We start from the raw sequence: 26,063 nt of genomic DNA, 5'->3' as shown, positions 1-26,063 counted from the left end.
GAAGAGCTGATGTTCAGCTCATCAATTAAATGTTTTCAAATAAATCTGACGTGTATCTGTTCAGTTTTCAATGTTCTGTCTCAGCCCGTCTCCCGGACTGCCTGTCTATAATACCCAATATTCCAACACTTGTAAAGCATTTTTTTAAATTATTTTCTATTTTTATTTCAAAATGTTTATTTTTATCGATATAATCAATGTTTTTCTATTTTAATTATTTTTTATCCTCTTTTATATATGTCTCTTGTAAGCTCTCTATACCTAATTTAAATATATAAAAGACTGATTCAATATGAATCAGCCTTCTATGAATTATAATTCTTCACCATTAGTTTCAATAACTTTTTTATACCAATAATATGAATCCTTTGGAATTCTCTTTAGAGTACCAGAGTTTTCATTTTCATCACGATCTACATAGACAAAACCGTATCTTTTCTGATAACCATTTGACCAGCTTAATAAATCAGTATATGACCATGTGCAATATGCAAGAATACGGCATCCATCATCACATGCTTTCTTTAATTCTTCAATATGGTTACGTAAATATTCAATACGATATGAATCATGGATCTTTCCATCTTCTAATTTATCAAATGCGCCAAGTCCGTTTTCTGAAATAACGATTGGTAAATCATAACGTGAAGTAATCTTACGACACGCAAAACGTAGTCCCATAGGATCAATAGTCCAGTCCCAGTCAGTTGTAGGAAGATTCTTATTCGCAGGTACCTTATACATACCAGGTACACCTTCCATTTCTGCAGTGCCCTTCTTACCTGTATTGTTTTCTCCACCAAGAGAATCAATACCATCTAGTGGGTTGTATTCAATACTACATGTCTTATAGTAGTTAACACCCATGAAGTCTACTTTAGATGCAGCTTCTTTTAGAATTTCAGCATCGCCTTCCTCAAAGTGTGGGGCAACACCTAATGATTCTAAATATTTCATTGCAGATCTTGGATAACGTCCATAAGCATAAACATCCATCCAGTAGTAAGACTTTAAGTCTTCATAATCAACACATGCCATCTGATCTTCTGGTTTATCAGATACTGCATAAGCTGGACCATAAGCGAATGATGAACCGACTAATGCATCAGGATAAAGTTCCTTTAATGCAAGTACTGATTTTGCATGAGCCATGAATGCATGATGATTCACCTGATAGTAAGTCTTCATATCCTTAAATTTTCCTGGTGGATGTTTAGCAAGCATCCAGCCATGTCCAGTGAAGACATTCTGTTCATTTAAGATAATCCAATGTTTAACACGATCACCATAACGTTTAAATAATGTAGTTGCATAATTCACAAAATCATCGACAATACGACGATCTTCCCAGCCATGATATTGATCTTCTAATGCCTGTGGTAAATCCCAATGATATACAGTCACCATTGGTACAATATTATACTTTAAGCATTCATTGATTAAATCATCATAGAACTGTAAACCTTTTTCATTCACCTGTCCATTACCATCTGGATAGATTCTTGACCAGGCAATTGAGAAACGATAAGTCTTTAACCCCATCTCACCCATTAGTCTGACATCTTCTTTATACATGTGATAATGGTCAACTGCCTTATCACCTGTAGTAGCTTTGAATGTCTTACCTGGGATTCTTACAAACTTATCCCATACCGAAGGCTTTTTGCCGTCTTCAGCCCAGGCACCTTCTACCTGATAAGCAGCTGAAGCACTTCCCCATAAGAAATCCTTTGGGAACCCTGTTGATTCTTTAAAATACATTTTAATCCTCCTATCATCCATTTCTATTTAAAAACTCTGTAAGAAGATCCTTATAAGGATGCTTTTCATCAAGAGCATAAAATGGCTTATCTTTTAATGGCATTAATTCTTTAACACATAATGCATTATTGTATAAATCAAATACATCATTAAAATCTACCTTATTGTTGTTTTTGTTTTGGATAAATAATGTCGGAATAGTATTCCTTCTTATATATCTCATGATATCTAAATCATCTAGAGGTACATCCAATGCTTTTCTTAATACAATAGAAAGTAAAGGACGTGTAATAGATTCTGGATATCCATCATTCTTCATTAAATATGCAAAATAATCACGCACATTCTTAAATGTACTTTCTACAATTAAGCTTGTTGCATTCTTTAATAAACCTGCACTGCCTGCACAAAGCAAGGCTGTCGCACCTGTTTCTTTACCATAGAAGAAGACCGGATGATCTTCGCCATACTTTTGAATAATGAAACGATTCCAATAGTTAATATCCATAACATCTTGGAAACCAACGCCTCTTGTCACACCATCAGATGATCCATTACCATAACAATCAATCATTAAAATATTAGTATGAGGGCAAATTGACTGAAAATAGATTGCTTCATTTTCTAGAGAAGATGCATCTTTAGTAAAACCATGAACCATGATTAATGTATTGTCTGCATGATCCACTTCAAGTAGATGACCAGTTAAAATCGCATCATTCATATTCTTAATACGTACTGTCTGAGGCTTTAAAGTCTCAAATAAGGTACGTTTAATATGTGCACGATATAAGCGTTCATCTACAAACTGACTTGTTTTCTGATATAACCCTGCACCTGCAAGGACAGCAGTTCCAAAGGCTGCTGTGACTATATTTCTCTTTTTCATTTATACCAATCTCCAAAATTATCTAATAATAATCTATTGATATTTAATACCTGTTCAAATGAGCTGAGCTTATACTTATCATTATTCATTCTACCTGCAAAGAAACGAATAGCGGCAACGAGTTCATTACGAACTGATGTACGCATCTCTGTTGGGAATGAACTAATTGGGAAGCAAGTGAATATAAATGTATTGTAATCATTGCTGAATAAATCGAGCAACACATCATAACCTTCATTTTTTAATAACGTATTACCTAATGCAAGATCTAGATCATGATTTGCATAAACAAGAATTGCATCAACAATAGTTCTAAACACCTGTTTGATTACTTCTCTAAAAGGTTCTTTCTTATTTAAATAAGAATAAAATAAATAAGAATAAACAAGATTACACTGATTTAAATTATTAGCTTCCTTATCATATAAAATAAAGTGCTTTTTCAAATTGTCTGATAAAGCCTTTAAAACAACCTCATTATAATTAAATAATGAACCAAGATTGCTCATAATACAAAATGCGAATAAAGTATGCTGACATAGTAGATGCATAAGATGGAACAAATAGCTTGCTGCATGCTTATAGAATACATCTAGATGGTCAATAATTTCCTGAATCAATTCTCTTACATAATATAAATGATATTGATATTCCGTATCACGATATTTAGAATTTGGTCCATCCCAGTCATATTCATAAAGTATGTTACGTAATAATAAGATCAATGAAGAAATATAAACATCATATTTTTGTGTCTTGATTAAATCATGCATAACTGGAAGATAAATTTCATAGAAAGAATCGATCGTCTTTTTATTAATCCCCTGATGATACTTCATGTACTCCAATATCTCAATATAATCAATCGGTGCCATGTTTGTATCAATGAGATGATGTTCCTTCACTATCTTTGGAATCAAAGAATAATGAAGGATATGTGTAAACTTCTCTTTATAAAAAATATGTACCAGTGCATCTTTAATAATAAACTGCTTTTCCTGATCATTTAAATTTTCTGAGAATTCTGCTTCAACCTTATCACCATATGATAATTCAACATAAATATCGATATTTCTGAAGTTTTCATCAAGCATATAATAATGAAACTTCATCGCAGTATCACTAATTCGATAGCTACATCTATAACGATATTTTCCTAGATAATGACTTTTATGTTCATCCAGGTACTGTTGGATAACGTCTTCTATTTTACCCATACAATTCCTCCTTAAAAATCATTTTCATGAGCCATCTTAAAACGTGCAATTGATCCGCTCTTAATAAAACGTTCCGCAAAGAAACGAATGTTATCTAAATGAAAGTCTCCTCCCATTGTAAGAGAAGTATCCATGATTTCTTTCGTAAGAGCATAAAGAGCTTCTTCAGTTAATCCATAATCATCTGGATTAATGATTTCTCTCACCGCTTCTACACATTCTTCAAGATGTGCTGTTTTATCTATATCTGTAATATGTTCCATTTTTATCACCACCTTTATTATACAGCCTTTAATCAATACTAGGCACTTTATATTGTAAAGGTTTTTTTAAATAAATGAAATAATATCATTCTTTTTAATATCTAATACATACTTTCTAATTTAGAAATATCACTATCGTATATTATATTACTACATTTTTCTCATGCATCTAATTCAAAATAAACATGAATATATCAATGCTTTTTAAATTTAATGTCACAATAACTGTCAAACCAATTCAGTTACTGACATATAGTGCCTGATATGAGCAATCTTAATCAAGCGAGATACATTACTACATTTTCTACATACATTTAAATCAAAATAAGCATGAATATTCCATAACTTTTTCAATTTGCACTCAAGGGAACTGTCAAAAGAAAAAAAGGCTTTCTCAAGCCTTCTATCTCAACATCTTAATATCTTCAGTAATTTCTAAGCCACTTTCCTTTAAGTAAGCATAAGCACGATTGTATGTTTTAGTATCTTTTAATGCACTTGGTTCATGCGCATCTGTTCCGATAATAATACGGTTATGATGTTTCTTACATAAATCAATAAATGGCTGACTTGGATAATGACGCATAGCCTTATATCCTAATAAGTTAAATTCTAAAGGCATATCTATTTCAGCCGCATGAATACAGATTTTCTCTAACTCATCAATATGTTCTTGAATCTTTTCATCATAGAAAACAACATCAGGATGCGCTACATATGAAAACAAGCCTGTATCCATAGCCTTAATCACCTGTGATACATATCTCTTTAATTCTTCTAAAGATACTGGATGACCATAATAAATACCTGTTTCATCACTGCCATCAAAATGATTCCCTAAAACAATATAATCAAGCTTATACTTTTCAAGCTGTTCCTTAAGCCATTCCATCTTATCTTCAAAGTATTCACACTCCAAACCAATCTTGATAGAAATCTTGTCTTTATACTTATCTCTTAGTACTGATAATGTATGGACATAATCTTCAAGTTGTGATTCATCCATACGCATTGTAGCATGATATCCTGATTCATAATGCCATGGTGTATGGTCTGAAAAGCCTAGTTCTGTATATCCAGCTGAAATGGCTGCTAGAATATATTCTTCTTCACTTCCAATTGCATGCATACATCTTGTTGTATGTGTATGATAATTCTTCATTTGATCCTCCTGAAAAAAATACCTGACAACAGCCAGGTATTATAAAAAGTCACATGTAAATCCACGTTCATCTAATTCTAACTTTTCCACTTGCCATCCGTCAATTAAAGATCCTAATTCTTCTTTAATACGAACAACACCCATTGTATCATCAGCACGAATTAAAGCCATAATAGTAGGCCCTGCACCTGATAGATAAGCACCTAATACTCTTTCATCCTTCTCTAATGTTTCCATAATAGGGAAGAAATTGTCAATTAGATGTCCACGATATGGCTGATGGAAACGATCCTTGAAGCCTAGTTTCAAACCTTCATCATATCCATTAATAAGTGATGCAACCATTAATGCAAGATGAGATACATTCTTAATCGCATCTGCACGATCTAATGTCTGTGGTAATACAGAACGTGCTTTTTCTGTAGATAATGTGAAAGGTGGAATAAGTGCGACATAACGATATTCCTGTTTAACTGGAATAGATAATGTAGTGACTTTATGTTCTTCCATAACAGATACAGTTAATCCACCAAAGATTGCTGGGGCAACGTTGTCTGGATGTCCTTCAATCTTAGTCGCAAGTTCAAGAATGTTCTGACGTTCTTCATAACGATTCTTGAATGCGAATGCACCAACAATACCAGCGACAATACATGTAGAAGAAGAACCTAATCCTCTTGTATAAGGAACATCTCCTTCATTGGTAATACGTAATCCTTTATAATCTAATCCTACATAACGTGCACCTTCTTCAAAGGCACGATAAGCTAAGTTATCTTTGTTCGCAAACTGTTCAGGACATCCTAAGATTTCTAATCCTTCATCTAATAATTCAAAAGTGAATGTATTATATAAAGTCACTGCTAGACCCGCAACGTCAAATCCAGGTCCTAAGTTTGCGCTTGTTGCAGGAACTCTTACCTTTACAAACATAATTAGTACTCCTTGATCTTTTCTGCAATAGTATCTAGAATTGCATTTCTATCAATAACACCCTTATGAAGGATTTCACGATCCTTAATACCTTTTAATGGGTAAGAAATTTCCATACCAGTTAAATCATGTAGTTTTTCAATAGCTGTATAAACATCTACTTCTTCACCAGTTAATGCCTGATATACAGATTCTGGGAACTTATAAGGTGATGCAGTAGAAAGTAAGATTGTCTTAGTTGTATCACCAGTGTTCTTAACATATTCTTCATAAACACCATAACCAACAGCTGTATGTGTATCTAATAGATACTTGTTTTCATTCCAGCAGTCATGAATAACTTTAAGTACATCTTCTTCTCCAAGACATCCTGCCTTGAATTCTTTCTGAACTCTTGCAAGTGTTTCATCATCTACTTTATAAACACCTGTTTCTTTAAGTTCTTCCATATACTTATTCACTTTTTCACTATCACCATTCACCATGAACCATACTAATCTTTCTAAGTTACTAGAAACTAAGATATCCATAGCAGGCGCATTAGTCTTATAGAATTCACGTCTTGCATCATAAGTACCAGTAGTGAAAAAATCAGTTAAGATATTATTCTTATTAGAAGCAACAATGAACTGGTTCACTGGTAATCCCATATTCTTTGCAATCCATCCAGCTAAGCAGTTACCAAAGTTACCTGAAGGTACTGTAAAGTTCACTGCTTCTCCTAGTTTGATTTCATTTCTCTTCACAAGTGTTAAATATGAATAGAAGTAATATACAATCTGTGGAATTAAACGTCCAATATTTATTGAATTAGCTGAAGATAAGAAGATATGATGTTCATCACAAAGTTCTTTTAATTCTTTAGAACCAAAAGCTTTCTTAACTGCAGACTGGGCATCATCAAAGTTACCTCTAATACCGATAATTTCAACATTCTTACCTGTTGTAGTCACCATCTGCTGCTGCTGAATAGCTGATACACCATCAATTGGATAGAAAACCTTAATACATGTACCTTCTACATCTTTAAATCCTTCTAATGCAGCTTTACCTGTATCACCACTTGTAGCCGCAAGAATCATAACTTCACGTTCTTCACCTTTCTTCTTTAAAGAAAGAGTCATCATTCTTGGAAGCATAGATAATGCCATATCCTTGAATGCAGCTGTAGGCCCCTGATAGAGTTCTGCAACATATACATTTCCTGCTTTCTTTACAGGAACCACTTCATCACAGAACAAACCTTCACCATAAGCCTGATTGCAGGCTGTATGTAATGCTTCTTTTGCATCACTCGGTGCGAATGTACCAATAATCTCAGTTGCAAGATCTACATAGTTTAATGGAAGTAAATCTTCTAGGTTTTTCTTCTCAAAATCAAAGTCAGGTACAAGTAATCCCCCATCACTTGCGATTCCCTGAAGAATAGATGTATAAAAATCAATAGGTGTCTGATTGCCTCTTGTGCTCTTAAACAATTTTTCCATTGTGCATCTCCTTATCTTGTGTTTTCAACATTGTATTAAATAATCGGAAATAAGTCAATCAAGTTCATCATTTTTTATATTTCCCTAAATTATTACATATTTTTAAATAATATAAGAAATACTGTTTTCTTTCTTTCTTTTTTATTTTTTTCTTATATAATCATACATAAAGGAGTAAAAGACTTATGAGTAAAGTATTTGTACCAGAGAACTATCATTCACAACTCAATCTTATTGAGACTGAAGTTGCGATTAAGATGATTAAAGATTATTTTGAAAGACGTTTATCAGAAGAATTAAGACTCACTAGAGTATCTGCACCACTATTTTTATTAAAAAACACAGGATTAAATGATGATTTAAATGGAACTGAAAGACCAGTAGCTTTCAACAGCTATGAGTTAAATAATGATGATGAAATTGAAATCATTCATTCACTTGCAAAATGGAAGCGTGATGCGCTTTATAGATATGGCTTTGAAGCACATACAGGACTATATACAGATATGAACGCAATTAGAAGAGATGAAACAATTGATAACCTTCATTCTATGTATGTAGACCAGTGGGACTGGGAATTAGTGATCAAACCTGAAGATCGTACTGTTGATTTCTTCAAACAGACTGTTAAGAAGATTTATAAAGCTTTATTAGATTTAGATTTCTTAATGATTCGTCATTATCCAAAGTTGGATAAAGGATTATTACCAGAAAAGATTTTCTTTATTACCACACAGGAATTAGAAGATGTTTATCCTGATTTAACACCAAAGGAAAGAGAAAGAGCTATTACTAAGGCTAAAAAGGCTGTATGTTTAATGAAGATTGGGGATACCCTTAAGTCAGGTATTAAACATGATGGACGTGCACCAGACTATGATGACTGGACACTTAATGGTGATATTCTTGTTTATCACCCTATTCTTGATGATGCATTTGAATTATCTTCTATGGGGGTACGTGTTGATGCGAAAGCTTTAGAAGAACAGTTAAAGAAAGCACATGCTGAAGAGCGTACTGAACTTCCTTACCATCAGAACGTTTTAAACAATGTTTATCCATTAAGTATTGGTGGCGGTATTGGTCAGTCACGTTTATGTATGTTCTTCTTAAAGAAAGCCCATATTGGTGAAGTACAAGCTTCTTTATGGGATGAGGATACAATGCGTATCTGCGAAGAAAATGATATACATTTATTATAAAGTTCACTCATGTGAACTTTTTTTGATATAATGAGAGGGAAATTGGAGGAATGTTTATGAAAGATGGTTTTATTAGAGTTGCAGCTGGTTCTTTTAAAGTCTCTATCGCAAATGTGAAAAAGAATGCGCAGGAGATTATCCGTTTATCAAAAGAAGCCAACGCAAATCATACACAGGTTCTTGTATTAAATGAGTTATGTTTAACTGGTTATACAATTGAAGATCTTTTCTTTCAGAAAAGAGTATTGAATGAATCAGAAACACAGCTTCAATATATTCTAGATGAAACAAAAGATCTTGATACAGTGATTGTTATTGGAATGCCACTTGTCATCCGTAATGATCTTTACAATTGTGCTCTTGTATTACATAGAGGAGATATTCTAGGTGCTGTACCTAAGACATATATTCCAAATTATCATGAATTCTATGAAGGTAGACATTTCAAGAGTGGTCGTGATTTAGATGAGTATATTACTTTATGTGATCAGGAAATTCATGTGACAACTGAACAGATTTTTGAAGATGTAAATCATCCTTGGTTAAAGATTGGGGTAGAAATATGTGAAGATGTATGGGTACCTCATACACCAAGTACTGATGCATGTTTAAATGGAGCAACACTTATTGTGAACCCTTCTGCATCTAATAACTTAACTGGTAAGAGTGATTATAGACGTAGTTTAATTAGTGCAACAAGTGCAAGACTTGTATGTGGCTATGTTTATAGTAATACAGGTCTAGGTGAATCAACAACAGATGTGGTATTCTCTAATCATCATCTTATTTATGAAAATGGTACATTACTTAAAGAATCTACTCAATATTCTACAGGTTTAATCTATGCAGATATGGATTTAGAAAAGATTCATACAGAACGTATTGAAATGACAACTTATGATAGTGAAGATTATTTTGATGCCGTACCATTTGCATTAGATAATGAAGAATTAGATTTAGATCGTTATTATGATCCTCATCCATTTGTCCCTAGTGATAAAGATAAACGTGCTGCACGTTGTGAAGAAGTATTTAATATTCAGACTCATGGCTTAATGCAGAGACTTGAAGCAGCTCATATTAAGAAAGTCGTTGTTGGTATGTCTGGAGGACTAGATTCTACTCTCGCATTACTTGTAATGCATAAGGCTTATAAGATGTTAGGACGTCCTGTATCAGATATTATTGCGGTGACTATGCCTTGTTTTGGAACAACTGATCGTACTTTAAATAATGCCTTAACACTTATGAAAGAACTAGAAGTCACTTCTATGACAGTCAATATCAAAGATGCCGTTAACCAGCATTTTAAAGATATTAATCATGATCCTGAAGTTCATGATGTCACTTATGAAAACTGCCAGGCACGTGAAAGAACACAGGTTCTTATGGATATTGCGAATCAGGCAGGTGGTATTGTCGTAGGTACAGGAGACTTATCAGAAGTTGCACTTGGATGGTCTACTTATAATGGTGACCATATGAGTATGTATGGCGTTAATGTTTCTGTTCCTAAGACACTTGTAAGATATCTTGTAGATTATGTATCTACTTTATATAAAGGTGAAGTATTAGAAGCTACATTACAGGATATTCTTCATACACCAGTCTCACCTGAATTACTTCCTGCCAAAGATGGTGAAATTACTCAGAAGACTGAAGATATTGTAGGACCTTATGAATTACATGACTTCTTCCTTTATCATCATGCAAGATTCCATTATGAACCACAGAAACTATTACGTATTGCGATTCATACATATGGTGATAAATATGATGAAGCAACAATTAAGAAATGGCTCACTCTATTCTATAGACGTTTCTTTACTCAGCAGTTTAAGCGTAGCTGTATCCCAGATGGACCTAAAGTTGGTTCAGTGGCTTTATCTCCTCGTGGAGATTTACGTATGCCTAGTGATGCAGATGTATCTATGTGGCTTGATGAGTTACGTTAACCTGAAGCTTTCCACTTATGTGGAAGGCTTTTTTTCTTACCTCCATTATATAGGTGTTATAGAGACTGAACTTAATGCATGATTTTAGATGCAATGATATAATAGTACCAAAGTACAAATGAAGGAGAATCATTATGCAGATTATTAAAGGGATGCACCTCAATAAAAAACTCAATGAATTGGCAGAACACTTACAGGGGCCTGCTTATATCATTACAGAAAATACAGAATATGTAGAAGATCTATTCTTGAATAAGTATTCCTGTTTATTTGATATAGAAGTTCTAACACTTAAACAATATATAGATAAGATTTTGATTTCACATAAACAGTTTGCCCGTCATATTTATTCACAGGCAGATCTTGTTTTTATAATGCGTCATATTCTTTCTTGTCATACATTTAATACAATACAGTTTAGTTCTAATTCTTATGAGATGATTCTTGAACTCATTAATACACTTAAGAAGATTCATAGAAATAATATAACTCTTGAACAGTTTTTCGAAGATACTTTATTAAGTAAAAAATGTGAAGATTTATATACAATTAATTCTCTTATTCCAGGGGGATACTGGACAATTGAAGAAATGGTAGAAGATTTAATAGATGATTCTTTAAAGACTCCTCTTTATATTATGAGTGATGATTATCCTCATATTGCATCCAAAGAGTTGTTTAAGAAGATAGACAATTATGTTCCAGTCACATTATTAGAGATAACAGATGCAGATGAAGTATTAAGTGAATATGAAGAGGCTATTATTCATCACTTATTTGATAATAGTGATGTACATAAAGTTGCAAAAGGACGTGTTATTACAGGTGGTCATCCTATGCAGGAATGTATGAAGATTGCCTGTGATATTAAATCACGTATTGTGAATGAACAGCTGCAGTATAAAGATTTTATGATCATCACAAATCAGGCAAGCTATTCAGATTATTTGACTATTTGTTTTGATGAACTCAATATTCCTGCCACATTATCACAAAATGAAACATGTCATTATAATAGTGATTATCGTAAAATGTCTCGATCATTATCAGAGTGTATTGGACATACTTTTAAAGAAATTATTCAATTCCTTCAAAAACAGGATATCAGTGCCTCTATGATTAAAACTCTTGATGCCTATAAATGTGATGATGAAATTAGTCCAGAAGAGTTTGATTTATTCCTTCAATGTATTATCCCAGGTAATAGAGTTACAAATAAGACAGGTGTTATTGTGACTTCACTTGAAAAGGGACTCACTGCAACACAAAAACATATTTACTTAACAGGAATCAATGAAACATTCTTACCTTTAGAAATCAGTGATAAAGGATTCTTAATGGAGGAAGACTATAAACAGTTTAATCCTCATCCTCTATTATTAGATGAACAGTTACAGGCACATTATAAGCGTATTATACAGGTTCTTTTAAATCCTTATTTATCTTATACATTCTCTTATAGTAAGAAGAATATGGCTGCCAATGAGTTAATTCCTTCTATTCTTATGTCACGTTTGAGTGATCTCTTTGAATTAGAATATATCAATCCTTCATTGAATCTCATCAAGAATAACCTATATTTAAATCAGTCACGTATAGATGAAGATCCTATTAATCGATTGATTGATCATTATAAGATGACAAGTAACCAGCCTGAGTTTATTAAAGATACAAATAAGCTCGGAAGAGGGGTCAGTGTATCTCGTTTAGAAACATATAATAAGTGTCCTTTCTCTTATTACATTAAATATGGATTAAAGATTACAGAAAAGAGAGAAGATACTTTACAAACAAGTGAACTTGGTTCTTTATGTCATTATTTGATGGAGAAGTGTTTAGATAATGAATCTCTTGTAGATCAAGAAGCAATGCACTATATAGAAGAGAATCTGAAAGAGAAATATGATGGTCATCCAATGAACCAATACTTTATTGATAATCTCATTAAAGATATGAAGATGACAATCAAGATTATTCAGAAGCAGTTAAAAATGGGTGGGTATGTACCTGTATCTAAAGAAAAAGAGATTTCTGGACAGATTGGTGATGTTCCTTTTTCAGGTATTATTGATAGAGTAGATGAATTTGGAAATTATGCACGTATTGTGGATTATAAATCAAGTAGTAAAGAAATTGATTTAAATCTTGCGATGCAGGGATTTAATATTCAAATGCTTGTTTATCTAGATATGTTATGTAAACAGGAGAATAAGGATCGTGCAGGTATGTTATACTTTAATATGAAGAAACGAATACTAACACGAGATACAAGTTATGCACTTAGCGATGAGGATGTATTAAAAGAATATCGTATGGAAGGCTATATGGTGGATGATGGATCTACTAATTCTGTAAAAGGACTCGGATCTACACCTGAATTAGTTGCACCTGTTAAGGTAAAGAAGTCTGGAGAATATGCGAATAGCGCAAAGGTTATTTCCCCTGATGAACTAGATTCAATTATGGAATATGTGGAAAATCATATTTCCGAACTATATAAAAAGATTCATGCTGGATTAATTCCTATCCATCCTACCTTAACAGATGGTGCCCAGCCAGACAGTGATTTTAAGGTTTATCCATGTACTTATTGCCCTTATAAGTCAGTATGTTTATTTGATGTATTTGAAAATGAAAATAGAATGATTGCGAAAGATATGTATAAAAAACTAAAAGGAGATGACGAGAATGCCTAAATACAATAAAGAACAACAGGCTGCAATTGATTTAAGAGGGAAGACTATTCTTGTCAGTGCTCCTGCTGGCTCAGGAAAGACAAGAATTCTTGTGGCCCGTTTAATTAGTTTGATTGTGAATGATCATTATTCAATGGATCAATTTCTAGTATTAACTTTTACTAAAGCAGCAGGAAATGAAATGAAACAAAGATTGAATGTGTCTTTACATGAAGAAGCTTTAGCTAATCATGATGAAGAAACATTGAGACATATTCAAGAACAGATTCAATTACTGCCTCATGCCTATATCACTACGTTTGATAGTTTCTGTAAGACACTATTAGAGAAGTATGGCTATTTAATTGGTGTGATGCCCGGATTTAAGGTGAACCCTTCACCTGATTTAATTAAAGACCAAGTACTAGATCAGTGTTTAGAGAAATGGATAGAAGATCCAGATTTCAAGGATTATGCTTACCGTCATAACACAAAAAATAACTTTGATGATTTAAAGAAGACTTTAATAGACTTCCAGAATATTACCAATTCTTTTGTGGATTTCCATCAATTCCTTGATCAAGTTCATGAAAGATATTATGATTTTAATCTTTCTAGAAACATGCCTATTCTAGAAGGCATGACTCAATTATATAGAGACTGCTGTCTTAAAAGTTTAAGTGCCTATAATATTTTATATCGCTTCTGTGAAAAGCATGATATTACTTATTTCTTTGAAACTGTTGAAAATGCGAAAAAACCTGCACCTGCCACTGCATTATATGATTATTATTCTGATCTCTACGATGCCTTAAATAGACCTCTTACCTTTGATACATTAAAAAGTTTACTGTCTCAAAAGTTAGAAATGGCAAGTATTAAATGGAGTGAATTAGGTGTAGATGATTCTGTTAAGAAACAATATACAAAGTTAAAAGGAAATGTCACTGATCCTCTTTCAAAATTAAAGAAGTTGTTATCTTTTACTTCAACAGAGGAGTTCAAAAAATATCTTGATTATTCTTTTAAAGATATTGAATTCTTACTTGGTAAAGATGGATTATTGAATCAGTTCAATAAAGATTATAGTGAAGCAAAGAAAGCTAGAAATGAATTAGACTTCCATGATCTAGAAGAATATGCAACAAGACTGTTGCAGCCTGATCTTCCAGTTGTAGAAAGATTGAATCATACATTAAAGGAAATCATGGTGGATGAGTATCAGGATACCAATGAAATGCAGGAAAACCTTGTCTTAAAGATTGCGAACTATGATGAACATATTCCAATGTTTATGGTCGGTGATATGAAACAGTCTATTTATCGTTTTAGACAAGCTGATCCTTCTATTTTCCAGTATAAGTTTGATACATTCACTAAACTAGAAGAGATGACAGAATATGATACAAACATTCGTATTGATTTAAAGTATAACTATCGTTCTGAAAAAGTTGTATTGGATAGTGTCAATTATATTTTTGATTGTATTATGGATAGTTCTGTAGGTGGATTAGAGTATATCCATGGTGATAATGCGATTTTAAGATATGATTTTGATGCGAAAGGTACAACACTTCCTGAACTAGAGAAGAATCATGATTTTGATACAGACATACTTATTTCTCTTTATAAGAATCAGGAAGAATATACAAAATCTGAAGTAGAAGCCCATATGATTGCCCAGAAAATCATCAGTATGAGAAAGTTAAAAGATTATAAATATCATGATTTTGCGGTACTCATGCGTTCTACAACTGAATTTATTACCTATAAGAAAGTATTTGAACGTTATCATATTCCTGCAAATATTACTTTATCGAGTGGTTTATTTGAGTCCAATGAAGTCATCAGTATGATGACGTTATTAAAGGCTTTGGTTAATCCATATGATGATATTGCGATGTTATCTGTATTACATAATAACTTCTTATTCTCTCATTTTACGGAAAATGAATTATTAGAAATCAGAGACGCAGAAGATCCTCTTTACATCAACCTCACACATCATACCAACAATAAAGTTCTTCATTTCTTAGAAGTGTTTGATGATTTAAGAAATACGGCCATGACATCTTCTCCTTATGAAACATTAAAGAAATGTTTAAAAGAAACAGGATACCAATCTTTTGTATCCCAGTTAATGAATGGTGAACAACGTAGCGCAAACTTAGATATTCTATTAGAAACATTCCGTACAAATGAAGAATATCCTTATTTAAAGGATTACCTAGAACTATTAGATTCTTCTTCTAACCAGGCACCTGGTTTTATTGCGAGTGATGAAAATGATGCTGTAGAGTTCATGACTATTCATAAGTCTAAAGGGTTACAATTCCCTGTTGTTTTTGTGAGTGCGATGCAGAAGAAATTTAATACTTCTGATGAAAAAGCGGAAATTATTATTTCTCAGCACGATGGAGTGGCAGGAAGTGTATGTAAGCTAGAAGAATCTCCTTTTGGTAATATTGTATGTAAGTATGAACATCCTTATTCAAAGATGTTGAAGATGTTCATTCGTCAAGAAACAGTGAATGAAGAAATGCGTATTCTTTATGTTGCCTTAACACGTGCAGAAAAGAAACTCATCCTAACCGGTACAATCAAGGATGAAGAAGAGATTATTTCTATTGCCCGTCAAGTACAGGCCAATGATACAGATCCTACTCTAAAGAAGGGACAGGGTGTTGTATATAACCTTGCCATGCGTTCTACGAATAATTATTTGAATTGGGTGATAATGGCTTTATTAAGACATAAAGACTTCCAAAATGATTTAAAGATACTAATTCCTGAAATTAGACCTTATCTTTCATTAGATCGTTCTTCTTTTAAAGAACTAGATAATAAAGATACTCAGTTAGCGCGTTTCCATTGCACAATACAAGATATCAGTGAAACAGTACAACGTATTCCACCTTATGCGAAAATAAAGATAGAGAACCAATATCGTGCCTATAAGAAGTATTATGATTTTGAATATCCATATCCTGTTGAACCACGTAGCATTGCGGTCACAAGTATGGAAGAAATGAAGAGTGATGAAACTCACTTTGATTTCAGTAATGAAGAAACACACTATCTAGCAACAGATAGAGGAACACTCGTACATAACTTGTTAAGCTACTTTAATTTCAAAGATGATGATCCTCAAGAATTGATTGAATCACTTTATACGAATCAGATGTTTGATGAAGAAGGATTGAGTGTACTAAAGAACTATCTTCCTCATATCAATGATTTTATCAATAGCGATACATATCAATTGATTAAAGATGCAGATCAAATTTACCAAGAAAAACAATTTAGATACAAAGATGAGAATGGTCTCATCATCAATGGTATATTTGACTTAGTCTTTATAAAAGACAATAAGGTTTATGTATTAGACTATAAGACAGATAGAGTATCAAAAGATAATAGTGATGAAACACTTAAAGATCTCCATCGCACACAGTTGTCTTATTACTCTAAAGTACTTAAAGAAGTATTCCATACAGATGTACAACCTATTATCTACTATCTTCACATCAATAAAGCTATTTACTTATAGAAAAAGACTGATATCACTTATGTGATATCAGCCTTTTATTTTTCTACAGTATTGTTTTCTTCATCTCTAAATAATTCTTTTTGACAATGGGGACACACTGTTAAACTACCTGCATCTTTTGTGGGAAGGTAGTTATGACAATAAGGGCATCTCCAATAAACGAGACCAAGAATAAAATAAATAACTAAACAAATAATAATCGCGATAGTAAGTATAATCGCAATTGAGGCGTAACCTATGAAATAACAGACTAATGCTGCAATCGCAAGGAGACTAGCTAGATAACTTTGTTTAGACATAAAAAACTGTACTCTTTTTAGTTTCATAAGATCACCCATTCCCTACTTGACTTATTATATCAATATTCAAAGTAGAATAGAACACCTTTTTCTGTATTTTCTACTCCAAAATGATATCCATGTCTCTCTAATATCGCTTTTACGATAGGAAGACCGAGTCCTGTTCCACCTTGATCCTTAGAAATATAGGCTTCCCAGATAGATTCCATCTCTTCCTGAGAAAGATGATGTCCTTCATTTTCTATCTCAAAGCGATGCTTCATAATACGATATGTGATTGTACCATGTTCTTCGGTATGTTTAATCGCATTAGATGTGAGGTTGTTAATGACTCTTTCTATCTGAATAGGATCACAATCTAAATCAACAACTTCATATTCCTTTACTACATGAAGTTGTTTCTTTTCTAATTCATATTCAAAATCATCTATAACTTCTTCTACTAATTCAGATAATGAAACATAATAGTTATTGAGTTCAATCTTACCTGATTCTAAACGTGAAAGTTCCAACATTGTGAGTACAATACCATTAATACGCTCTATCTGTTCATTGATGATAGAAATATATTTTTCTCTTGATTCCTGTGTTGTAGCATCTTCTAATAATTCAGAATAACCGGCAATAATACCAAGAGGTGTTTTGATCTCATGTGTGAAGTTCGCAATAAACTGTTTTCTTGTATGTTCAAGTCTTTGGACATGTTCTAATTGTTCAGTAAGCTGATTGATTGTATTCTCTAAGTTCGTACTCATAATGTTAATATTGTTTTCTAATTGTCCTATTTCATCATGACGTGTAATTAAAAACTTCTCACTGAAATCATTTTTCGCAATTTCACTTGTAACTTCTGATACATGTCTTAATGGTTTAGTAATCATATGTGAGATTACAATAGAAATCACAACATTTAACCAGAGCACAATAATATAAATATACCAGGAATGTTCAAAATAGTTCACAGCAGCTCTTTTAGTTAATTTTGGTATAAAGCTTGCAGATACAAAATAACCTTTTACACCACTTGTATTTGATACAGAAGAGATTTCCTGATTAAGTTCTGAAAGCACAATAGTCATTGTACCATCACCTACATTAATACTCTTAGAATGCACATAATCAGACCCTTTTGAATATTCAATACTATCAATCTTCTTGATTTGTTTCTCTAATGCCTTCTTTAGCTTCTTATAATCCGTAAACTCTCTTCCACCACTTGAACCATTTCTTTCATAAAAACATCTTTCTGACATATACCAAGATATTTTATACTTCTTCAATGATTTATGTGAGTTATTAAGTAACACCTTACCATTAATCGCAAGATAAGCAGGATGAATACCTGTTGTATCCATTGATGTATAGTATTCAACTTCTTGTTCACCATCATTAATATAATATTGTTTCTTTTTAGACTGTGCACCGCCTATAACTACTTCATAATTCTCATCCGGATGGGCAATCATATATTCATTGATTTTCTTTACTAAATTATTTTCAGATATATCTACCATGATTTCTTGACTCTTATTTTCATCAAGAATCCATAATTGAGATACATGTAAAGAAGCACTGCTCACAAATGACTTAATATTATTATCACTATCAACAATTGCAGACATACCTTCATTGGTTAGGTAGTAATTCTTTAAATATTTAGTCATATTCTTATTATCTAATGAATATTCTGTTTGATAAATACTCTGCAAACCTGAAGTGAGTGAAGCATCGTAAGTTGAACTAATAAGACGCTCTTTGTATTCTGTAATACCTTGTAAGGACATAAGTCCTAGAATAATAATAAATACAAACAGCATTAAGAAGAAAGTACGCTGTACAAGTCCAAAAGACCATTTAGTCTTCTTCATCCGTATATGTATAACCTGCCTTCATAATAGTCTGAATACGATGTGAATGTACACCTAACTTTTTTCTTAGTTTCTTAATATAAGTATCTACAGCACGTCCATCACCATAATAATCATAACCCCAGACCTTATTTAAAATCTGAGAACGAGTAAATAACTGATTCTTATTATTTAAAAACAACTCCATCAACAAATATTCTTTATTAGGAAGCGCTACCGCTTCACCATCTACATACATGAGATGCTTACTTTCATCTAACCAGATTGTTTCTTTATCTTCTTTTTCTGTCTTCTTGCTTCTATTTAAAATAGCCTGACATTTCGCATATAAAACAGAAGGCTTAATAGTGACAAGTAACTATTTTGTCGCAGAGAACGGTGTGACCCGAAGGTCACGCCGTTTTTCTGTGTTCATAGGTTGTTTGCGTGATGATAGGCTCGGAAATAACGGGAATATCTACATCGTCCACGAAGTTGAAGAAAATCTTCACTTTCTGCTTGCGCTTGCCGCTGGATTTGTCCGGGGCATAGACGATGATTTTCTTGATATACTCGTTCACGATGGTCTGTGTCAGCTCCTCCACATCCACATATTTCTGTGTCAGGGCGATAAAGGCATCCAGACCGTCGTTCATTTCTTCCCGCTGTTCCACCCATTCTTCGATAACTTCAATTTCGAGCTTTAACCGTTCCTGCTCCGCTTCATAGTCCGCAGACATCTTTCTGTATCTGTCCTGATTGAGATTTCCAAGAACATAGTCCTCGTACAGCCGGGCGATGATGACATCCAGATCGGCAAGGCGTTTCTTTGCCTGTTCCAGCTTCTTTTTGTCATCCCGGATGCTGCGCTCCTGGTCAGTCCTGCGGCATTGCAGCCATTCCTCCTGAAAACCGTCCACATCGCTTCGGATATACTCATTGACTGCCCGGATGCGTTCCAGAACGATTTCACGAAGCACATCTTCCCGGATATAGTGGGCAGTACAAGTACCACGGTTGCTCTTGTAGTTGTTGCAGACGTAGTGATCCTGCTTGCCCTCAAAGTTTTTGCTTGTGGCAAAGTGGAGCTTGCCGCCGCAATCGGCACAAAACAGAAGCCCGGAGAACAATCCCTGCCGTTCCGCTTTTGCAGGGCGGCGTTTGTTTTTCCTCAGTTCCTGCACCCTGTCAAACTGTGCCTGAGATACAATCGCTTCCTGTGTGTCCGGCAGATAAAACATATTCTCCGGCTCATTGGGAATCCGCTTTTTCAGCTTGTAGGACTTGGAATAAGTCTTGAAGTTGCAGGTACAGCCTGTGTACTCCTGCCGTTCCAAAATCCCTACAATGGACTGGTTGCCCCAGTGGTACGGTCTTTCCGGCATCGGCTTTTTCTTTCGCTTGGCATAGAGTGCCTTTGCAGTCAGAATCTGCTTTTCTTCCAGAATCCTTGCAATCTGCTCCGGGCCTTTGCCGTCAATGCAAAGGTCGAAGATGAGCTTGACTACCGGAGCCGCTTCTTCATCCAGAATCCAGTGATCCTTGTCCTCCGGGTCACAGCGGTATCCGTAGGGCGGTTTGCCCATGTGCTTCCCACTGGTTCCTCTCTGCCGCAAACTGACACGGACTTTCTTGCTGGTATCACGGGGATACCACTCGTTGAACAGATTACGGATTGCGGCGAAGCCCTCGCTGTCTCCCCGGTTGCTGTCTACGCCATCATTTATAGCGATAAAGCGGACATCATAACTCGGAAAGATAATATCCGTATATTGTCCAACAGTCAGATAGTCACGACCAAAGCGGCTGAGGTCTTTGACCAGCCAGCAGCCCACAAGCCCCTGCTTGACAAGCTCAAAGCCTTCCTGCACACCGGGACGATTGAAGTTCGTCCCCGTATAACCGTCATCCACCAGAATTTTCAGGTTTGTATACCCGTGGTCACGGGCATATCGGGTTAAATACTCTCTCTGATTTGCGATACTGTTACTCTCGCCTTCCTGGGCATCCTCGTTGCTCAGACGGCAATAGAGAATGGTAATTTTCTGCTGATCCAACATAATATCCTCCTTCGGTGGTTGGTCAGCCGACAGTACCGTTGTGCATATTGGAATTATATCATGCTTTTGTGTCGCAGTCATTAACAAATCACCCCCTTGTCAGAAAAAATGAGCCGTTTTACCTTGTCGGTAAGTGGCTCATTTCCGTCACACTCCGTTTCAATCACATACCATGTGTTTCCGATCTTGCACTCAATGGTTTTGCAGAAAGAGGACTGTGCCGCTTCCCAACGCTTGCGGCATTCTTCCAGAAAATCAATAGGCGGCTCAAAAATCGGATCGAAGCAGGAGCAAATATCAATATAGCCGATGGCATCGTTGATTTCTTCCATCGGGGCATCTTCCATAATCATCTTGTTAATTTCCTCTACGGTTTTCTTCATAGGCAAATAGTTCCTTTCTTAAATTTCCATGTCCTGTCCACGATTGCGGGCAGGGTGTTTGTGTTCATACAGTTCCTTTCCCCTGGCGAGGATGGCATTGATAAAAGCCCAGACCTTTTCAGATGCAATCTCAATCGCATCCAGGAAAGGCTGGGCTTTCTGTTTCAGCTCCTCATAGTCTTTGTTCAGTTTTTCAAAACGGTCTTTCCATATCTTTGCGTTTTTATCTGCCTGCTCGAATTTCTGCTTGTATTTCAGCTTCTCAGACTTTTCCGCAAAGCTGCTGACCGCATAATCCTTTAGCGTGCGGCACTCATCCGCCGTCATGGTAACATTTCCCGTAATGGGATTTTTCTTGCCCATCGACTCAATCTCATGTGCAGTCATAGCAACAGACTTAGCAGCCTGAGTTTCCTTTTTCAGAGCTTCCAGTTTCTTTTTCTGCTTCTCCGTGGCAGCTTTGGCATCCGCTAAGCTCTGCTCGGCCTGTGTCACCTGTCCGGTCACAGCTTCCAAACGCTGCTGTTCGGCCTGTACCTTGAACTGTGTCACCGTCAGATGTTCCTCGGTACTGCCACGCTCTCCACGCTCCACATCGGTATATCCGGCGGCTCGCATGAAATTAAAAAAGTCATCCTGCAGCACACTGTAGGACGACTTCAAAATCTTTTTCCCTTTTGCGTTCAACATCGGATTTCCGTTTTCATCAAGAACGGGTTTGGATTCCCACTTCTTACTGCGGCTGACCTGTGTGATCGTTTCCTTTACCGTTCCCCGGAGGGATTCATCCTTGCATCGCTTCGACCACAGGATTTGTTTCTCCACCACCGGGATATAAACCACATGAAGGTGATAGTGGTACACATCCTCACCCAGAGCTTCCGACATTGCCCGGTTGCGCTCGTCGGCATGCATTACAGCGGAGAGGATATACTGCTCACCGCCCACAATCTCCACGGCGGCTTTGTAGGCATCGGCATAGAACTGTTTGGCATATTCATAGCCGCCGTGGTTGTGGAAGTAGGCAGAGTTTACATCAAACAGCAGCTCCCCATATTTCACCGCATCGGCTTTCAGACCACGGGTGGAGATAACACCATCTGCAATCATCTGATCGAACATGGCGGCATAGCTGTCGGTAGGTTTCTTGAAGTGGACATTGCGGTGGGTCTGGGTGGTATCAATATCTTGATTGGAGTAGCTGTCTTTTTCTCGCTCGTTATGCTCCTGAACTTTCGTCACATCGTCGAGGGTGGGCAAGTCCTGGTTACGGGCAAAGGTACGGTCAATTCCATCGTTTCTTGCCATAGGTTTTTTCCTTTCTTTCGAGAGTAGCAGACGGGCGGGGCTGCGGGGATGCACTTCTGCGGAAGTGTAATAACCCACTATAACACTTTCATCCATTCTGGCTGCAAAGTGCCGTGGGCTCTCCCGAGGGGGTGTGCGGTCACTGCGGTGACCTCTGCTGACCAAGGCAAAATGTCTGCAACTTTTCCCATGGTCAGCCCGTCTGCATGAAGCTGTTCTGCGGAACGTTTCTTGCAGACGTTGGCAGCGTCTTTCACTGCCATCCATAGGCAGCACTGCGGTGTGCCTATGGGGACGGGAGATGCGAGGGGCTGTTGCCGGGGGCATCACTTCTCCCGTCTTTGCTGCCATACAATGTCGCATCCCAGCACATCGGCAAGCTCCAATACTTCCTTGTATCGGATGCTTTCCCGCTGTAATTTTGCGGACAGGTTGGAAACGCTGTCGCTCCATCCGTACTCGTCCGAGAGCAGGTCAACAACTTCCTGCATGGTCATCCCAGCACGGATGATCTGTGCCTTGATTTCATTGCGTACATTCATATTGAAAAATCCTCCATAATTCTGTTTGTGGTTCGGTACAATCTCTGCACCCCAAAACGGAGCAGATACACCGAACAGTGAAAAATCTGCAATCTCTGAAATCCGTTCAGAATTTTGCTTGTGATGTCCTGTCCATATATGACCATATCCCGCTTTACTGTTTCGTGTGATTTGGTCTGGAAAAATGAAAACATCTATTGTTCCGTGAACAGGGTACACGGTTCAGAGAAGCACGATTTCGTGAAATAGCTTCGTCCTGCGGTCAAAAACTTTGCTGTTTCCATTGCCATTGATTTTCAATACCCGAAAACAGGTTGTCTCTGAAAGCCGTTGTTTCCTATAATGGGAGAAAACAGGGGTAAATGCTGCGTACATACGTACAGAGCATGACTGGCAAAATCAATCCCGCCATTCCTCCGGTACGTACGTACATGACGAAACATCGTAAAACCCATTTATATGAGGCCTTGCCACAGCTTCCACACCCATAAATCCCCACACCCGCCGTCCGGCAGAGTTGGTGATGTTGTTGCAATGTTCCAGATTGAATCTCCCGGCATTGGCAATCATGGCGTCGCTGAAGCTGCGGGCTTTCAGCGGTGCAAGGGAATTTTCTTCGCACCACATCCGGTAGATTTCATAGAAATCCTTGGAGCTGATGGACGCATCCGCTTTGCACCGGATGTATCCCTCCGATTCCATGAAATCAAAGATATTATTATTGTCACGCTTGACCGCTTCCCGATTTTCACGGATGCGGTCACTCTCCGAAAACTTAAAGTTGTTGGCAACGAGCCGCTGCAATCCTTCGAACGCCCACAGGAAGATGCCCTCAGCTTCGGCTTTCATCTTCTCAGCAAGGTCGGGATCGTCGGCTCTGCCCACGGGCTTTTCCTTGGTAGTCAGTACAAGCTGTCTGCGGTAAAAGCCGTCGCTGCGGTCATACAGGGCTTGCAGATCACCATTGCTGAATGCCAGCAACCGGGCAAACATCCAGCCCTGATAACTCTGCTTGCCCTTGCGTTCCAAGTCCATTTTGCCCTGTGCAGTCACGATGGATTTTACATAGTTGGTCTGACGCAGAGCTTCCATCCGCATATCATCATCCACGCACAGCAGGATGTGTTCCAGATCGGCACGGGCAAAACGGTTTTCAGAAATCTTCCCGATGCTGCCGTCTTTCATATTCGTGCCGAAGATGGTGGACAGCACCGCACCGATTTGGGATTTGCCCTCACCGCCGTTGCCCTTAATCACCATCATGCGCTGACCTTTGTTGGATGGAATCAGGCAGTAGCCAATGAACTCCTGCAAGGTGGGGATGTCCTCTGCATAGAGTAGTCCATCCAGAAAGTTCAGCCAGATCACCGGTGCAGGAGCATCGGGATTATAGCCGACAGGCAGACGGCTTCGCACGATAGCCGGTCTGCCTTCGGTGAAAGTGCCGTTCAAGAGCAGCGTACCGTTGGCAACATGGATGCGATCCTGCTCCGGAGGGAAGTCAGACACCTGCGCTTCCAGTTTCAGCACTTCCAGAATGTTGGTGATCTTCCGTGGGATGTTGTTCACGGCACAAAATTTCAGCTTGTCGTAAATCTCCCCACGCAGAGGAAGGTCATCCGTCACTCGACCATCGGGCGTGAAAAAAGCTCCGTTTGCGAAGATGATTCTGCGCTCATGCAGAAATTCTTCACAAAACAGAGCTTCGTTGATGTTCTGCCCGTCAAACCAGACAGGCAAATTCATATTAGGCGTTTTCCGGTTCTTCGCCACGGTGCGCCACCTCCTTTTTCTTTCGTGCGGTATACTCTTGCAGAAAAGCAATTTTGTCGTCCTGCATCAGCTTGTCCACCAATGCCACCCGTTCTTCCAGATCACCCACCGTCAGCACATCTGCCATATATTCGATATAGCAGTGCATCTGGCAGGCTTCCACAAAACGGTCATCCAGAGCATCTTCCGGTGTCTTGGGTGCGTATCGTACTTTCCAATCTTCCAGCAGATGCAGATAATCCGTCAGCACCCGGAAACACAGCATTTCATCCTCCCGTAACTGACGGATATAGGGACGCTTCGGCTTGACCATAGCTGCGGCAGTGGGCGGTTTTGGGTCAAGTCCAAAGTCCGCAGCCAGCTTTTGCGCTGCTTCATAGCTGCTCAGATCGAACGACCTTGCCACGAAGTCGATCACATCCCCCTTGACTCCGCAGCCAAAGCAGAAGAAATAATCCTCATTCAGCTTCATGCTCGGATGCCTGTCATTGTGGAACGGGCAGCAAGCCATGCCGTTTCGGTTGACTTTCAGCCCGTAGTGTTCGGCGGCTTGCTTTACGCTGATTGCCACCTTGATGGTTTCATAGATTGTCATAGAAAACCTCCGTTCATAGTATTCAGAAAGCACGAAACACCCGCCGTGATTGGCAGGTGCTTCGCTCCGTCTACTATTGTTATGCCGGATTTTTCAAAAAACAGGCTAATCGGAGGACAACCCCGTTTCAAAAAACAGGACAACTTATGGATAGATGTAGAT

At 36.9% G+C, this 26,063-nt stretch carries 20 protein-coding genes; 4 read left to right on the top strand and 16 right to left on the bottom strand.

All coding sequences use genetic code 11. The features are described 5' to 3' along the window. Positions 1–312 precede the first annotated feature (312 nt). From EAI80_RS03120 to thrC, 7 genes are all read right to left on the bottom strand, one after another. Complete coding sequence (locus tag EAI80_RS03120) at positions 313–1,761, bottom strand: glycoside hydrolase family 1 protein (RefSeq protein ID WP_129980887.1); 1,449 nt, start codon at positions 1,759–1,761, stop codon at positions 313–315. 13 nt (positions 1,762–1,774) lie between these two features. Next, positions 1,775–2,650, bottom strand: a complete 876-nt coding sequence (locus EAI80_RS03115) for a hypothetical protein (RefSeq protein WP_129980886.1) — start codon at positions 2,648–2,650, stop codon at positions 1,775–1,777. Continuing rightward, entirely contained in the window at positions 2,647–3,867 is a 1,221-nt protein-coding gene (locus tag EAI80_RS03110) for a hypothetical protein (RefSeq protein WP_129980885.1), read from the bottom strand. Before EAI80_RS03110 ends, EAI80_RS03115 begins: the two co-directional genes overlap by 4 nt. Before the next feature lie 11 nt (positions 3,868–3,878). Beyond that, a complete protein-coding gene (locus EAI80_RS03105) occupies positions 3,879–4,130 on the bottom strand; it encodes a hypothetical protein (RefSeq protein ID WP_006505197.1) in 252 nt (83 codons plus the stop codon). A gap of 403 nt (positions 4,131–4,533) precedes the next feature. Continuing rightward, on the bottom strand, positions 4,534–5,292 hold the full coding sequence (locus EAI80_RS03100) for a histidinol-phosphatase (protein WP_129980884.1): 759 nt from the start codon (positions 5,290–5,292) through the stop codon (positions 4,534–4,536). Between the two features lie 39 nt (positions 5,293–5,331). After that, a complete protein-coding gene (thrB, locus tag EAI80_RS03095; protein ID WP_129980883.1) occupies positions 5,332–6,225 on the bottom strand; it encodes a homoserine kinase in 894 nt (297 codons plus the stop codon). Between the two features lie 2 nt (positions 6,226–6,227). Next, the gene (gene thrC, locus EAI80_RS03090) at positions 6,228–7,712 is read right to left on the bottom strand and encodes a threonine synthase (protein ID WP_129980882.1); all 1,485 of its coding nucleotides are present in this window, start codon (positions 7,710–7,712) and stop codon (positions 6,228–6,230) included. A gap of 185 nt (positions 7,713–7,897) precedes the next feature. Here thrC and asnA point away from each other — a divergent pair, with 185 nt between their 5' ends. The 4 genes from asnA (at position 7,898) to EAI80_RS03070 (ending at position 17,094) form a co-directional block, all read left to right on the top strand. Further along, on the top strand, positions 7,898–8,914 hold the full coding sequence (gene asnA, locus EAI80_RS03085) for an aspartate--ammonia ligase (protein ID WP_022425155.1): 1,017 nt from the start codon (positions 7,898–7,900) through the stop codon (positions 8,912–8,914). 56 nt (positions 8,915–8,970) lie between these two features. After that, positions 8,971–10,869, top strand: a complete 1,899-nt coding sequence (locus tag EAI80_RS03080; RefSeq protein WP_129980881.1) for an NAD(+) synthase — start codon at positions 8,971–8,973, stop codon at positions 10,867–10,869. A 134-nt stretch (positions 10,870–11,003) separates the two neighbouring features. Then, positions 11,004–13,565 (top strand): PD-(D/E)XK nuclease family protein, encoded by a 2,562-nt coding sequence (locus tag EAI80_RS03075; RefSeq protein WP_129980880.1) that lies wholly within the window; start codon positions 11,004–11,006, stop codon positions 13,563–13,565. Then, positions 13,558–17,094, top strand: coding sequence for a UvrD-helicase domain-containing protein (locus EAI80_RS03070; RefSeq protein ID WP_161220271.1), 3,537 nt, complete (start codon positions 13,558–13,560; stop codon positions 17,092–17,094). Before EAI80_RS03075 ends, EAI80_RS03070 begins: the two co-directional genes overlap by 8 nt. A 35-nt stretch (positions 17,095–17,129) precedes the next feature. Here EAI80_RS03070 and EAI80_RS03065 read toward each other — a convergent pair whose 3' ends face one another. The 9 genes from EAI80_RS03065 to EAI80_RS03020 form a co-directional block, all read right to left on the bottom strand. Then, entirely contained in the window at positions 17,130–17,420 is a 291-nt protein-coding gene (locus EAI80_RS03065) for a hypothetical protein (RefSeq protein WP_040389743.1), read from the bottom strand. Between the two features lie 32 nt (positions 17,421–17,452). Further along, positions 17,453–19,261 carry a HAMP domain-containing sensor histidine kinase gene (locus EAI80_RS03060; RefSeq protein ID WP_129980878.1) on the bottom strand — a complete coding sequence of 603 codons (1,809 nt, stop codon included), beginning with the start codon at positions 19,259–19,261 and terminating at the stop codon, positions 17,453–17,455. Beyond that, on the bottom strand, positions 19,248–19,499 hold the full coding sequence (locus tag EAI80_RS03055; RefSeq protein WP_238634376.1) for a winged helix-turn-helix domain-containing protein: 252 nt from the start codon (positions 19,497–19,499) through the stop codon (positions 19,248–19,250). The genes EAI80_RS03060 and EAI80_RS03055 overlap by 14 nt, the downstream gene beginning before the upstream one ends. Positions 19,500–19,653: 154 nt before the next feature. After that, complete coding sequence (locus EAI80_RS03050; protein WP_202976589.1) at positions 19,654–21,300, bottom strand: recombinase family protein; 1,647 nt, start codon at positions 21,298–21,300, stop codon at positions 19,654–19,656. Between the two features lie 80 nt (positions 21,301–21,380). Further along, the gene (locus EAI80_RS03045) at positions 21,381–21,683 is read right to left on the bottom strand and encodes a hypothetical protein (RefSeq protein ID WP_117504225.1); all 303 of its coding nucleotides are present in this window, start codon (positions 21,681–21,683) and stop codon (positions 21,381–21,383) included. A gap of 18 nt (positions 21,684–21,701) precedes the next feature. Further along, the gene (locus EAI80_RS03040; protein ID WP_110442448.1) at positions 21,702–22,991 is read right to left on the bottom strand and encodes a plasmid recombination protein; all 1,290 of its coding nucleotides are present in this window, start codon (positions 22,989–22,991) and stop codon (positions 21,702–21,704) included. Positions 22,992–23,317: 326 nt separating this feature from the next. Next, on the bottom strand, positions 23,318–23,533 hold the full coding sequence (locus EAI80_RS03035) for a phosphoribosylglycinamide formyltransferase (protein ID WP_109258817.1): 216 nt from the start codon (positions 23,531–23,533) through the stop codon (positions 23,318–23,320). A gap of 399 nt (positions 23,534–23,932) precedes the next feature. After that, positions 23,933–25,306, bottom strand: coding sequence for a phage/plasmid primase, P4 family (locus EAI80_RS03025; protein ID WP_238634374.1), 1,374 nt, complete (start codon positions 25,304–25,306; stop codon positions 23,933–23,935). After that, positions 25,281–25,901 (bottom strand): CHC2 zinc finger domain-containing protein, encoded by a 621-nt coding sequence (locus tag EAI80_RS03020; RefSeq protein ID WP_110442446.1) that lies wholly within the window; start codon positions 25,899–25,901, stop codon positions 25,281–25,283. Before EAI80_RS03020 ends, EAI80_RS03025 begins: the two co-directional genes overlap by 26 nt. Between the last annotated feature and the right edge of the window lie 162 nt (positions 25,902–26,063).

Origin of the sequence: Catenibacterium sp. co_0103, from assembly GCF_004168205.1 — a bacterium.
Classification (GTDB): Bacteria; Bacillota_I; Bacilli_A; order Erysipelotrichales; family Coprobacillaceae; genus Catenibacterium; species Catenibacterium mitsuoka_A.
The sequence above is the reverse complement of the archived record's forward strand: the minus strand, read 5'-3'. Positions and strand labels throughout refer to the sequence as shown.

What these genes read in the sequence shown, in the direction of transcription:
- EAI80_RS03120 (WP_129980887.1), bottom strand. Translation starts at nt 1,761, where the DNA reads ATGTATTTTAAAGAATCAACAGGGTTCCCAAAGGATTTCTTATGGGGA.
- EAI80_RS03115 (WP_129980886.1), bottom strand. Translation starts at nt 2,650, where the DNA reads ATGAAAAAGAGAAATATAGTCACAGCAGCCTTTGGAACTGCTGTCCTT.
- EAI80_RS03110 (WP_129980885.1), bottom strand. Translation starts at nt 3,867, where the DNA reads ATGGGTAAAATAGAAGACGTTATCCAACAGTACCTGGATGAACATAAA.
- EAI80_RS03105 (WP_006505197.1), bottom strand. Translation starts at nt 4,130, where the DNA reads ATGGAACATATTACAGATATAGATAAAACAGCACATCTTGAAGAATGT.
- EAI80_RS03100 (WP_129980884.1), bottom strand. Translation starts at nt 5,292, where the DNA reads ATGAAGAATTATCATACACATACAACAAGATGTATGCATGCAATTGGA.
- thrB (WP_129980883.1), bottom strand. Translation starts at nt 6,225, where the DNA reads ATGTTTGTAAAGGTAAGAGTTCCTGCAACAAGCGCAAACTTAGGACCT.
- thrC (WP_129980882.1), bottom strand. Translation starts at nt 7,712, where the DNA reads ATGGAAAAATTGTTTAAGAGCACAAGAGGCAATCAGACACCTATTGAT.
- asnA (WP_022425155.1), top strand. Translation starts at nt 7,898, where the DNA reads ATGAGTAAAGTATTTGTACCAGAGAACTATCATTCACAACTCAATCTT.
- EAI80_RS03080 (WP_129980881.1), top strand. Translation starts at nt 8,971, where the DNA reads ATGAAAGATGGTTTTATTAGAGTTGCAGCTGGTTCTTTTAAAGTCTCT.
- EAI80_RS03075 (WP_129980880.1), top strand. Translation starts at nt 11,004, where the DNA reads ATGCAGATTATTAAAGGGATGCACCTCAATAAAAAACTCAATGAATTG.
- EAI80_RS03070 (WP_161220271.1), top strand. Translation starts at nt 13,558, where the DNA reads ATGCCTAAATACAATAAAGAACAACAGGCTGCAATTGATTTAAGAGGG.
- EAI80_RS03065 (WP_040389743.1), bottom strand. Translation starts at nt 17,420, where the DNA reads ATGAAACTAAAAAGAGTACAGTTTTTTATGTCTAAACAAAGTTATCTA.
- EAI80_RS03060 (WP_129980878.1), bottom strand. Translation starts at nt 19,261, where the DNA reads ATGAAGAAGACTAAATGGTCTTTTGGACTTGTACAGCGTACTTTCTTC.
- EAI80_RS03055 (WP_238634376.1), bottom strand. Translation starts at nt 19,499, where the DNA reads ATGTATGTAGATGGTGAAGCGGTAGCGCTTCCTAATAAAGAATATTTG.
- EAI80_RS03050 (WP_202976589.1), bottom strand. Translation starts at nt 21,300, where the DNA reads ATGTTGGATCAGCAGAAAATTACCATTCTCTATTGCCGTCTGAGCAAC.
- EAI80_RS03045 (WP_117504225.1), bottom strand. Translation starts at nt 21,683, where the DNA reads ATGAAGAAAACCGTAGAGGAAATTAACAAGATGATTATGGAAGATGCC.
- EAI80_RS03040 (WP_110442448.1), bottom strand. Translation starts at nt 22,991, where the DNA reads ATGGCAAGAAACGATGGAATTGACCGTACCTTTGCCCGTAACCAGGAC.
- EAI80_RS03035 (WP_109258817.1), bottom strand. Translation starts at nt 23,533, where the DNA reads ATGAATGTACGCAATGAAATCAAGGCACAGATCATCCGTGCTGGGATG.
- EAI80_RS03020 (WP_110442446.1), bottom strand. Translation starts at nt 25,901, where the DNA reads ATGACAATCTATGAAACCATCAAGGTGGCAATCAGCGTAAAGCAAGCC.